This window comes from Streptomyces sp. NPDC090032, from assembly GCF_044748025.1.
Taxonomy (GTDB): domain Bacteria; phylum Actinomycetota; class Actinomycetes; order Streptomycetales; family Streptomycetaceae; genus Streptomyces.
The window spans coordinates 82,566-94,137 of the sequence record NZ_JBIVFF010000006.1 but is presented as its reverse complement, the minus strand read 5'-3'; the positions used below and the strand labels follow the sequence as shown (position 1 = coordinate 94,137).

Sequence of the window (11,572 nt, the reverse complement as noted above, 5' to 3'; positions counted from 1 at the left end):
GCGACACGCTCCCGCGACACCCCGTCGGGAAAGTTCGTGAAGTTCTTCACAAGGAATTGGTCCCTGTTGGGCGAGGTTCTGGGTCAGATGGCCCGCGGAAGGGGGTCCTGGGGCCCTGGCGGCTGACGTGCGGGGCGTTCCAGACTTGTTACGGACAGATGAACCGGGCGAGTGGTCCACCCCCGCCGAATGCCTGGAGCGGCAGCTCAACAGGGGTGCGGAACGAGCGGAGTTATACGGTGGTTCCCCGCCGGCGTCATGACCTCCGTCACGTGGGCGGCGAAGTGTAGCAGAGGCCCCACCCGTGCTTGTGAAGGGGCGCACGAGCGACCCCCTCGGGACAGGTGGATACTCGATGGCATGAGCACCACGGAGCGTCCCAGGATCCTCGTAGTAGGCGGTGGGTACGTAGGCCTGTACGCAGCACGACGCATTCTCAAGAAGATGCGTTATGCGGAAGCGACCGTCACGGTCGTGGACCCGCGCTCGTACATGACTTACCAGCCCTTCCTCCCCGAAACCGCCGCCGGCAGCATCTCGCCGCGCAACGTCGTCGTCCCGCTGCGACGCGCTGTGCCCGGAGCCGAGATTCTCACCGGCCGGGTCACCACCATCGACCAGGACCGCAAGGTCGCCACGGTCGCCCCGCTCGTCGGCGAGGCGTACGAGGTTCCCTTCGACTACCTGGTGATCGCGCTCGGCGCGGTCTCCCGCACCTTCCCGACGCCGGGCCTCGCCGAGGTCGGCATCGGTATGAAGGGCGTCGAGGAGGCCATCGGCCTGCGCAACCACGTGCTCGAGCAGCTCGACAAGGCCGAGTCCACGAACGACGAGGAGATCCGCCGCAAGGCGCTCACCTTCGTGTTCGTCGGCGGTGGCTTCGCGGGCGCCGAGACGATCGGTGAGGTCGAGGACCTGGCGCGCGACGCGGCCAAGTTCTACAAGAACGTGAAGCGCGAGGACATGCGCTTCGTGCTCGTCGACGCCGCCGACAAGGTGCTGCCCGAGGTGGGCCCGGAGCTCGGCCAGTACGGCAAGAAGCACCTGGAGTCCCGCGGCATCGAGATCTACCTCGGTACGACGATGCCGTCCTGCGTCGACGGTCACGTCGTGCTCAGCAACGGCCTCGAGGTCGACTCCAACACCGTCGTGTGGACCGCCGGCGTCAAGCCGAACCCGGCCCTCGCGCGCTTCGGTCTCCCGCTCGGCCCCCGCGGCCACGTGGACACCGCGACCACCCTCCAGGTGCAGGGCAGCGACTACATCTGGGCCGCGGGCGACAACGCCCAGGTCCCGGACCTGGTGGCCGTCAAGAACGGCACGCCGGCCGAGCGCGCCTGGTGCCCGCCGAACGCCCAGCACGCCATGCGCCAGGCCAAGGTCCTCGGCGACAACGTGGTCTCCGGCATGCGGGGCTTCCCGCAGAAGGAGTACAGCCACAGCAACAAGGGCGCGGTGGCGGGTCTCGGCCTGCACAAGGGCGTCGCGATGATCGTCATGGGCAAGATGAAGATCAAGCTCAAGGGCCGTCTCGCCTGGTACATGCACCGTGGCTACCACGGGCTCGCCATGCCGACCTGGAACCGCAAGGTCCGTGTGATCGCCGAGTGGACGCTCAACATGTTCCAGAAGCGCGACATCACCGCGCTCGGTGCCCTCGAGTCCCCCCGCGAGGAGTTCTACGAGGCCGCCAAGCCGGCTCCGGCGCCCAAGCCGGCCGCCGAGGCGCCGAAGGTCGAGGAGAAGGCCAAGGCCTCCTGACCTCGGTCCAGGAACACCGGTAGCACCAGTAACACCCCCGAAGGGGCGCTCGCCATCCGTGGTGCGAGCGCCCCTTCGGCGTTCCCGGAACCGTCCCTTCGGCGTCTCGGAGCCGCCCGGAAACCGACCCGGCCGCCGCCCTGACCCGCCAATATGCATGCCCGCTACACGTATTTTGCCGATCCGTAACGCAGTAACGGGACTGCGAGAGCGCCCCGTTGGTGTTTACGTGGTGTTGGACGATTCCGGGATCGTCTCCCATCACGGAGGTGTGCGCCATGCAGGACGCCGCACAGCGGCTGAAGAACCTCGCCGAACAGCTACTCGGAGTACCGCTCCCCGTACGGCTTCGCGCCTGGGACGGCTCGGAAGCCGGGCCGCCCGCCGGTCCCACTCTCGTCGTACGCAACCGCCGCGCCCTGCGCCGTCTGTTGTGGAAGCCGGGGGAACTCGGCCTGGCCCGCGCCTGGGTGGCCGGTGACCTGGACGTGGAGGGCGATCTCTACGACGCCCTGGGCCTGATGGCCGGGCTCATCTGGGAGCGCCCCGAGGACGACAGCAGGAGCCTCGTCGAGGCCCTGAAGGAGCCGCGGGTCAGGGCCGCCGTCGCCGAGCTGGTCAAGCTCGCCGGGCCCTTCCTGCCGCCCGCCCCGCCCGGCGAGGAGATGCGCAGGCACGGCCGCCTCCATCTGCACACCAAGGGCAGCGACCGACGGGCCATCAGCCACCACTACGACGTCGGCAACGACTTCTACGAGCTGGTTCTCGGCCCCTCGATGGTCTACTCGTGCGCGTACTGGGACTCCCCGGACGGCGCCCTCGAGGACGCCCAGCGCGACAAGCTCGAACTCGTCTCCCGCAAGCTCGGCCTGGCGCCCGGTCAGCGCCTGCTCGACGTCGGCTGCGGCTGGGGCTCCATGGCCATCCACGCCGCCCGCGAGTACGGCGTCGGCGTCGTCGGCGTGACGCTCTCGCAGGAGCAGGCCGCGTACGCCCGTAAGCGGGTCGCGGAGGAGGGGCTCACCGACCGGGTGGAGATCCGGGTCCAGGACTACCGCGACGTGCGGGACGGCCCCTTCGACGCGATCTCGTCCATCGGCATGGCCGAGCACGTCGGCTCCGAGCGGTACCTGGAGTACGCCGAGGCGCTCTACGCCCTCCTCAAACCGGGCGGCAGGCTCCTCAACCACCAGATCGCGCGGCGCCCCCAGAAGGACGAGTCGACGTACGAGGTCGACGAGTTCATCGACGCCTACGTCTTCCCGGACGGGGAGCTCGCGCCGGTCGGCACGACCACCGGGCTCCTGGAGCGGGCCGGGTTCGAGGTCAGGGACCTGGAGGCGATCCGGGAGCACTACGCGCTCACGCTGCGCCGCTGGGTCGCCAACCTGGAGGCCCACTGGCCGGCGGCCGTGAAACTGACCAGCCCCGGCCGGGCCCGTATCTGGCGTCTCTACATGGCCGCGTCCGCGCTGAGCTTCGAGCGCAACAAGATCGGCGTGAACCAGATCCTGGCCGTGAAGACGCCCCTGTCGGGCGAGCCCGGTATGCCCCTGAGGGCGCGTACCTGGAACTGACGGCCCGGAAACAACGGATGGGGCGCACCGGCTGTGGCCGGTGCGCCCCATCCGTTGTTCCGTCACTCGGACTTGATGGCCGCGAGCATGTTCAGCCGCGCCGCGCGGCGGGCCGGCCACAGGGCCGCCAGGATGCCGACGAGGGCTGCCAGCGCGAGGAAGATCCCGATCCGGCCCCAGGGCAGGACCAGCTCGTACGTCGTCAGGGACGTCGCCATCAGCTTGCCCGCCGCCCAGCCGAAGAACACGCCGAGGCCGACGCCGAGCACCCCGCCGAACAGCGAGATCACCAGGGACTCCAGGCGCACCATGCGCTTGATGCCCTTGCGGTCGAGGCCGATCGCGCGTAGCATGCCGATCTCCTGCGAGCGCTCGAAGACCGACATGGCGAGGGTGTTGATGACCCCGAGGACGGCGACGATGACGGCCATGGCCAGCAGGCCGTAGAGCATGTTCAGCATCAGCGTGAACATCTTCGAGATCGCGTTGGAGATGTCCTGCTTGTCCTGGACGAGGATCGCCGGGTTGTCGCCGAGTGCCTTCTCGATGCGGTCCTTGGCGGCGGTGGACGTGCCGCCGTCGGTCTTCACCATGACCTGCATGTCGGAGGGGTCCGTGACGTGCGGGGTCAGGACGGCTGTGTCCAGCATGATGCCGCGCATCATGTCGTTGCCCTCGTAGACCCCGGCGACGGTCAGCTGCTGCTTCTTGCCGTCCTCGAAGTTCGTGGTGAACGTCGAGCCGGTGCGCCAGCCGTGGTCCTTCGCGGTCTTGTCGTCCACGACGACGTCACGGCCGCCGATCCGGAAGGTGCCGCTGTCGACCTTGAGATCGGTCAGGGAGCCGATGGTCGCGCCGTTCACGCCGGTCAGGAACTCGGTCTGCCCGTCGATGCGCGAGGGCGAGTTGCTCAGGCCGCTGGTGGCGGTGACGCCGTCGACCTCGGCGAGCTTGCCGGCGACCTCGGGGGACAGGGAGTTCATGTTCGCCATGGAGACGACGTAGTCGGCCTTGAGGGCGGACGACGCCATCTTGTCGATGGCCTGCTGGGCGCTGCCCGCGATGACCGTCATGCCGGTGATCAGCGTGAGGCCGATCATCAGGGCGGAAGCGGTCGCGGCGGTGCGGCGCGGGTTGCGGACGGCGTTCTGGCGGGCCAGCTTCCCGGAGATCCCGAAGACGCGCAGGACCGGTCCCGCGGCCGCGATCAGCGGGCGCGACAGCAGCGGGGTGAGGACGAAGACACCGATCACGAGGAGGCCCGCGCCGAGGCCCAGGGGAGCCTGCGCCGACGTGCCGTCGCTCATCGTCGTCGCGTACAGCGAGGAGGCGATGCCGGCCGCCGCGAACAGCGCGCCGATCGTGTTCCGTACGACGAGGGAGCGGGTGGTCGCCGCGGCGTGCACGCTGCTCATCGCCGCGACCGGCGGGATCTTCGCGGCGCGGCGGCCCGGCAGCCACGCGGCCAGCATCGTGATGACGACGCCGACGACGAGGGACGTGGCGATCGTGCCGGGCGAGACCACGAGCGGTCCGTCGGGGATCTGCGCGTCGGTCGCGCCCATCAGGGAGCGCATCCCGGCGCCGATGCCGATGCCCGCCGCCAGACCGGTGACGGCCGCGACCGCGCCGACGAGGAACGCCTCCGCGAGGACGGAGCGCGTGACCTGCCTGCGCGAGGCGCCGACGGCCCGCATCAGCGCGAGTTCCTTGGTGCGCTGGGCGACGAGCATCGTGAAGGTGTTGGCGATGATGAAGACGCCGACGAAGAGCGCGATCCCGGCGAAGACCAGCAGGCTCGACTTCATCGAGCTCATGCTGGAGGAGATCTGCTCGGCCTGGTCGTCGGCGAGCTGCTTGCCGGTCGTGGTCTCGGCCTGCCCCTTCGGCAGGGCCTTGTCGAGCGCGCTCTGGAGGGCGGCCTGGCTGGTGCCCGCCTCGGCCTTCACGTCGATCTCGTCGTACGAGCCCTGCTTGTGCAGGAGCTGCTGCGCGGTCGCCGTGTCGAACAGGGCGAGGCTGCCGCCGGCCGCGACGTTGCCGTCCTCGGTGGTGAAGATGCCGGTGACGGTGGGCGTCAGGACGGGCCCGTCGATGGACATCCGTACGGTGTCCCCGACCTTGTAGCCCGCGCGCTTCGCGGTCTGCGAGTCGAGCGCGACCTCGCCCTTGCCGCTGGGCGCCCTGCCGCTCTTGAGGGGGTAGCGCGGGTCTGTGCTCTTGGCGGAGCCCCAGTAGTTGGCGCCCTGGGTGGAGAAGCCGTTCCCGACGAGCTTGCCGTCCTTGTCGGCGACGGCCGCGAAGCCGCTGACGACGCCGATCGCGGACGCGGCGCCGGGCGTCTTCGCGGCCCGGTCGAGGGCGGCCTGCGTGAGCTTGGGGTCCTTGGCGACCTGGTCGCCCTTCGACTCGGCGCTCTTGGGGGTGATGGCGACGTCGACCTGGTCGAAGCCCTTGGCGGAGCTCTTCTGGAAGGCGTCGGAGATGGTGTTGGTGAAGACCAGGGTGCCGGAGACGAAGGCGACGCCGAGCATGACGGCGAGCACGGTCATCAGGAGCCTGGCCTTGTGCGCGAACACGTTGCGCAAGGCGGTACGGAACATGGGTTTCTCAGTCCAGGAGTACGTCGACGGGGCGGGCGGCGGCTGTGCGGGCGGGCTTCAGCTGGTCCGGCCCTTCGCGTCGAAACGCTTCATGCGGTCCAGGACCGAGTCGGCCGTGGGGGCGTACACCTCGTCCACGACGCGGCCGTCGGCGAGGAAGATCACGCGGTCCGCGTACGCCGCGGCGACCGGGTCGTGGGTGACCATGACGACGGTCTGGCCCAGCTCGCGCACGGAGTTGCGCAGGAAGCCGAGGACCTCGGCGCCGGAGCGCGAGTCCAGGTTCCCGGTCGGCTCGTCACCGAAGATGATCTCGGGCCGGGAGGCCAGGGCGCGGGCGACGGCCACGCGCTGCTGCTGGCCGCCGGAGAGCTGTGAGGGCCGGTGGCCGAGCCGGTCGGCCAGGCCCACCATCGTGATCACGTTCTCCAGCCACTGCTTGTCCGCCTTGCGGCCCGCGATGTCCATGGGGAGCGTGATGTTCTCCAGGGCCGTCAGGGTGGGCAGCAGGTTGAACGCCTGGAAGATGAAGCCGATCTTGTCCCGGCGGAGCTTGGTGAGCTGCTTGTCCTTCAGGGTGCCCAGCTCGGTGTCGCCGATCCGGACGGAGCCCGACGAGAAGTTGTCGAGGCCGGCGACGCAGTGCATCAGGGTCGACTTGCCGGACCCCGAGGGGCCCATGATCGCGGTGAACTCGGCCTGCCGGAAGTCGACGGAGACCCGGTCGAGCGCGACCACCTGGGTCTCGCCCTGTCCGTAGACCTTGGACAGATCCGTGGCGCGCGCGGCCACTGCGGTGGCCTTGCCGGCGATGGGGGTGGTGGTCACGGAAGGGTGCTCCTGTCGGACGACGGGTGGGGACGGGGGTCCCGTTGGAGGGACCCCTCCATCGTCATGGCCGTCGCGGGCCGTGAAGTCAGCCGCAGTTCCGGTTCCTGGGGGCGACTTCGGGGGGACCGCGGACGCCCGGGTCATACCTGGGGATGACCCGCGACCCTGAGAGCGAAGATCACTTCAGGAGGTGAAATCCCGTCAATCCGTGGTGACGGGGGAGAGGGCGCCGGTGGACGTGGAAGCGCCTGCGGCATGTGCGGATGGCGGCTACCGTGGTCTGATGCACCCTCAGACGTCAATAAAATAAGACAACATCGAACGGGCGCTCCGCTGTTCGGGGGAGCTGTCCCGATAGGCTCAGGATCTCGTTGCGGAGCCCACGGCCTGCCCGGATGGTGGAATGCAGACACGGCGAGCTTAAACCTCGCTGCCCCTTCGCGGGCGTACCGGTTCAAGTCCGGTTCCGGGCACCTCCCACTCCCCCTCCTCTTCGTCTCCCCCCTCCCTTCCCCTCTCCTCTTCCTTCCCGGCTTCGCCGTTTCCTGTCGCCGCGTGCCGATCGATTCCGATCGCCGCGGCGTTTTTCGTACCCCAGGAGCCCGCCGTGCCGTTTTCTCTGTCCGGGGACCGTTGACAGCGGTCCGGGCCGGGCGGAGACTCCGCTGAGCGCATTATGAACGAAAGTTCACCAGGCGAACAAGACTGAGCGAAAAAGAAGGTATCCATGCGCACCACCGTCGGCATCATCGGAGCGGGCCCCGCCGGACTGCTGCTCGCCCGGCTCCTGCACAACGCCGGAATCGACTCCGTCGTCCTGGAGAGCCGCGACCGCGCGTACGTCGAACAGCGCCAGCGCGCCGGGATCCTGGAGCAGGGCACCGTCGACGTACTGCGCGCCGCCGGCGCGGCGGAGCGCATGGACCGAGAGGGCCTCCCGCACGACGGCATCGAGCTGCGCTTCGACAAGCGCCGCCACCGCGTCGACTTCCCCACCCTGACCGGCGGCAGGTCCGTGATGGTCTACGCCCAGACCGAGGTGTGCAAGGACCTCATCGCCCTCCAGCTCGCCGGGGGAGGCCCGCTCCTCTTCGAGGCGCAGGCGCTGGCCGTCGAGGGCGCCGAGACCGAGCGCCCCGGCGTCCGCTTCCGCCACGAGGGCCGCGAGGACGTCCTCGAATGCGACTACGTCGTCGCCTGCGACGGCTCGTGGGGCGTGGGCCGCAAGGCCGTACCCGCAGACGTCTCCCAGGTCTTCGAGCGCACGTACCCCTTCGGCTGGCTCGGCATCCTCGCCGATGTCGCCCCGTCCCACGACGAGTTGGTCTACGCCCGCCACGACCGCGGCTTCGCCCTCCTGTCCATGCGCCCGCCCGCCTCCCGCCGCCACCCTTCCGGGGAAGTCGCTGCGCTCCCCGTCTCTTCCTACATAACTCGCGCCTACCTCCAGGTCCCCGATGCCACGGACGCCGACGACTGGAGCGACGAGGAGATCTGGGACGAACTCGACCGCCGCCTGGAAACCTCGGACGGCTGGCGGCTGGAGCGCGGCGTCATCACCTCCAAGTCCGTTACGCCGATGAGGAGTTACGTCCAGGAGCCGATGCGGCACGGACGCCTCTTCCTCGCCGGGGACGCCGCCCACATCGTCCCGCCGACCGGCGCCAAGGGCCTCAACCTCGCCGTCGGTGACGTTGTCACCTTCGCCCGCGCCCTGACCCACCGCCTCGAGACCGGCTCCACCGAGCGCCTCGACGCCTACTCGCAGACCTGCCTGCGCCGCGTCTGGCAGGCCGAGCGGTTCTCGTACGCGATGACGACGATGCTGCACCGCGCCCCCGACGCGACGCCCTTCGACGACCGCATCCAGCGCGCCCGCCTCGACCGGATCACGGCCTCGCACGCCGCCGGCACCGACCTCGCCGAGGGCTACACGGGATTCCCGCTCGACTGACCACGCACGACTGCACGGCGCGCGACCACCCCGACCGGCGCTCGTTCGGAGGAACACCGGGCGTCCCCCGGACGTTGCGGGTAACAGGATGGGAAAGATCCTCCCTGAGCACTAGGCTGGGGTCTTTGCCTGCCTATTACCCTTGAGCCAAGGCCGCGCAGGGTGGCTATGGAGGAGTGAGATGAGGAGCAGTAACCCGGTCTTCTCGCGACGGGGGTTCAGCCGCGACAACGGCTATGCGGGCTTCAACGCGCAGCCGCAGGCCGGGGGACCCGCAGTCGGCACCCAGGGCAACCCCTACGCCGGCAACGACCCGTACGCGCAGAACCCGTACGCGCAGAACCCCTACGCCCAGCAGGACCTGCAGCACGGCGCTCCGCCGCAGGCCCCGGCCACCACCGGCCGCATGACGATGGACGACGTCGTCATGCGCACCGCCACCACGCTCGGCGTCCTCGTCGTGACGGCCGCGCTCGCGTGGGCGCTGCTGCCGGTCGACACCGCGAACATCAACAAGTCGTACGGCATCGCGATCGGCGCAGGCCTCGTCGCGATGGTGCTCGGCTTCGTCCAGGCGTTCAAGCGCAAGGCGTCCCCGCCGCTGATCCTCGCGTACGCGGCGCTCGAGGGTGTCTTCCTCGGCGTCCTGTCGAGCATCGTCGACAACTACATCGCGAGCGGCGCGGCCATGCAGGCCGTGCTCGGCACGATGGCGGTCTTCGTGGCCGTCCTCGTCGCGTACAAGGCCGGCTGGATCCGCGTCAACCGCCGCTTCTACGGCTTCGTGATGGCCGCGGCCATGGGCTTCATCCTGCTCATGGCGGTGAACCTGCTGTTCGCCGTCTTCGGCGGCGGTGACGGCCTCGGCTTCCGCAGTGGTGGCCTCGGCATCGTCTTCGGCATCATCGGCGTGCTGCTCGGCGCGTGCTTCCTCGCCCTCGACTTCAAGCAGGTCGAGGACGGCATCGCGTACGGCGCCCCGCGCGAGGAGGCCTGGCTCGCGGCCTTCGGCCTCACGATGACGCTCGTCTGGATCTACCTCGAGTTCCTGCGCCTCATCGCGATCCTGCAGGGCAACGACTGATCACTTGGCAGTCGGTCGGGCGGTGAGTCAGGCCGTCAGCAGCAGAAGGGCCCGCGCACCGATGGTGTGCGGGCCCTTTTTCATGGGTGCGGCTGTCGTGGGGACGGTCGGGTCGGGGGTGGAACGCTCAGCCCAGGCGGCGGGCGGCCCGCCGCAGGTCGTACTCGTGAATGATCGCCTTGGCATGGCCGTACGCGAGGTCGTGCTCCCCGCGCAGCCAGCTGACCTTGTCTTCGAAGCGGAGGAAGCACGGGCCTTCCTCGACGGTGCGCAGCCAGTCGGAGATCTCACGACCGGTGCAGTGGGGAATGCGAGCCAGCAGATTCTGGTGGGTCTCCTGCGAGAACACTTGGGACATCGGCGCCTCCGGACGCGTTGCGATGTAGCCGGTCCTTCAGGCCACCGTGCCTGAGCGTTCGGTTGTTGGCAACAGTCGAGGGAAGGCGCATAGGGTCGCGGCATGCTCGATACGACGCCGTTGACGGACGCAGTGGACCGATTCGCCGACCGGCTGCGCGCCGCGCCGCAGAGCCGGCTCCAGCGGGGGGCCGCCGCCGAGGCGCTCGCCCTCGCCAGGGAACTGTCGGCCTGGGCGCAGCGCCTGGAGGACCCCGAGGGACCCGTACGGGAGATGCCGGACGCCGGGATGTTCGCCGGGTCCGACCAGATCACCGTCGCCGCGCGCGACCTGTCCGTCGTCCTTCAGGAACCCGCCCAGCTGACCGAGGCGCTCGCGCTTGTCGAGGAGGCACAAAAACGCGCCGGGGTGTGAACCGACCCGGCGCGTTCTCGATGTGTGTTCTCGATATGTGTTCTTGAACTGCGATCTCGACGTGCGATCTCGACGTGCGATCTCGCTGTGTGGAGCTGGAAGCCGAGCGGGGGCGCTCAGACGGAGGCTATGACCCGGTCGGCCAGGATGTAGACGTTCTCGCGGCCGCAGGTGAACGTGAGCGCGTACGCGCCCGAGACACCCGAGCCGCCCAGCAGCACGGGGCTCTCGCCCTCGCGCAGCGCCGCGGCCAGCTGCTCCGCGGTCTCGCGGTGGCCGGGGGTCATGCAGAGCGTCGTGCCGTCCACGAAGACGTACACGTCGAGCGTGCCGAGCGGGCCCGGGCGCACATCGGCCAGGGCGGTGCGGGCCTCGGCCAGCTCCTCCAGACACGCCACCGTCCGTTCGTGGTTGCTGCTCCCGCCCGAGACGGGCGACTGCACCGGCACGAAGTCGGGGTGCGAGGGGTGACGGCGACGGGCGGCCGCAAGCTCCGCGGACTCCCCGGAGAACTCGTCGGCGCCCGCGTCGGCCGGCTCCACGACGGGCTCGAGGCCCGCCGCGAGACCCGGCTCCAGGCCCGCGAAATCGGCCTGGCGCGGCATGAAGAGATCATCACCGAGACCCAGCGCGCCACCGAGCATGGACGGCGCGTCGGAGGCGTCCCGCGCCTCCTGCGCGGCCCAGAAGGCGCGCGCCTCGGCGAGCTCGCGCTCCCGCTCCTCCGCGAGGGCGTCGGCGACGGCCGCGCGTATCTCCTCGGTGTCGGGCGTGGTGCGCGCGGCGGGCACGCCACGACCGGCGCCGATGGCGCGGTCATGGGCGAGCTCGTCCCGCAGTTCGGTGATCTGCCTGCGCAGTCCGTGGACGGTGTGCAGGGCAGCGGCGCCCACGGCCGTGGCGGCGGCCGTGGTGATGAGCAGAGCAAGAGGCATGGCGCTCACTGACGTACTCCCGGTTTCAAGTCGACCCCCGACTTCCTACATCAGC

The 11,572-nt window shown here is 69.7% G+C and carries 9 protein-coding genes and 1 tRNA gene; 6 read left to right on the top strand and 4 right to left on the bottom strand.

What is annotated here, in order from left to right; all coding sequences use genetic code 11:
- Positions 1-360 precede the first annotated feature (360 nt).
- Positions 361-1,761, top strand: a complete 1,401-nt coding sequence (locus ACIPWY_RS15850; RefSeq protein ID WP_362897638.1) for an NAD(P)/FAD-dependent oxidoreductase — start codon at positions 361-363, stop codon at positions 1,759-1,761.
- Positions 1,762-2,039: 278 nt separating this feature from the next.
- Entirely contained in the window at positions 2,040-3,338 is a 1,299-nt protein-coding gene (locus ACIPWY_RS15845; RefSeq protein WP_362897636.1) for a cyclopropane-fatty-acyl-phospholipid synthase family protein, read from the top strand.
- A gap of 62 nt (positions 3,339-3,400) precedes the next feature.
- On the opposite strand, the gene ACIPWY_RS15840 is transcribed toward ACIPWY_RS15845, so the two are convergent.
- Positions 3,401-5,941, bottom strand: coding sequence for an ABC transporter permease (locus tag ACIPWY_RS15840; protein WP_393705437.1), 2,541 nt, complete (start codon positions 5,939-5,941; stop codon positions 3,401-3,403).
- A gap of 57 nt (positions 5,942-5,998) precedes the next feature.
- Positions 5,999-6,769, bottom strand: coding sequence for an ABC transporter ATP-binding protein (locus tag ACIPWY_RS15835; protein WP_362897632.1), 771 nt, complete (start codon positions 6,767-6,769; stop codon positions 5,999-6,001).
- A 392-nt stretch (positions 6,770-7,161) separates the two neighbouring features.
- Here ACIPWY_RS15835 and ACIPWY_RS15830 point away from each other — a divergent pair.
- The 3 genes from ACIPWY_RS15830 to ACIPWY_RS15820 all read left to right on the top strand — a co-directional run bounded on the left by ACIPWY_RS15830 (position 7,162) and on the right by ACIPWY_RS15820 (position 9,810).
- Positions 7,162-7,245 (top strand) — tRNA-Leu (locus ACIPWY_RS15830).
- 254 nt (positions 7,246-7,499) lie between these two features.
- Positions 7,500-8,726: a 4-hydroxybenzoate 3-monooxygenase gene (locus tag ACIPWY_RS15825; protein WP_393705438.1), complete on the top strand. Its 1,227-nt coding sequence runs from the start codon at positions 7,500-7,502 to the stop codon at positions 8,724-8,726.
- A 181-nt stretch (positions 8,727-8,907) separates the two neighbouring features.
- Positions 8,908-9,810, top strand: coding sequence for a Bax inhibitor-1/YccA family protein (locus ACIPWY_RS15820; protein ID WP_362897628.1), 903 nt, complete (start codon positions 8,908-8,910; stop codon positions 9,808-9,810).
- 127 nt (positions 9,811-9,937) lie between these two features.
- Here the strand turns inward: ACIPWY_RS15820 and ACIPWY_RS15815 are convergent, their stop codons facing one another.
- Positions 9,938-10,168, bottom strand: a complete 231-nt coding sequence (locus ACIPWY_RS15815; RefSeq protein ID WP_199842040.1) for a DUF4287 domain-containing protein — start codon at positions 10,166-10,168, stop codon at positions 9,938-9,940.
- A 102-nt stretch (positions 10,169-10,270) separates the two neighbouring features.
- Between ACIPWY_RS15815 and ACIPWY_RS15810 the strand changes: the two genes are divergently transcribed.
- Positions 10,271-10,582, top strand: a complete 312-nt coding sequence (locus ACIPWY_RS15810; RefSeq protein WP_383881202.1) for a hypothetical protein — start codon at positions 10,271-10,273, stop codon at positions 10,580-10,582.
- A gap of 116 nt (positions 10,583-10,698) precedes the next feature.
- On the opposite strand, the gene ACIPWY_RS15805 is transcribed toward ACIPWY_RS15810, so the two are convergent.
- The gene (locus tag ACIPWY_RS15805) at positions 10,699-11,517 is read right to left on the bottom strand and encodes a hypothetical protein (protein ID WP_362898388.1); all 819 of its coding nucleotides are present in this window, start codon (positions 11,515-11,517) and stop codon (positions 10,699-10,701) included.
- Positions 11,518-11,572: the final 55 nt, after the last annotated feature.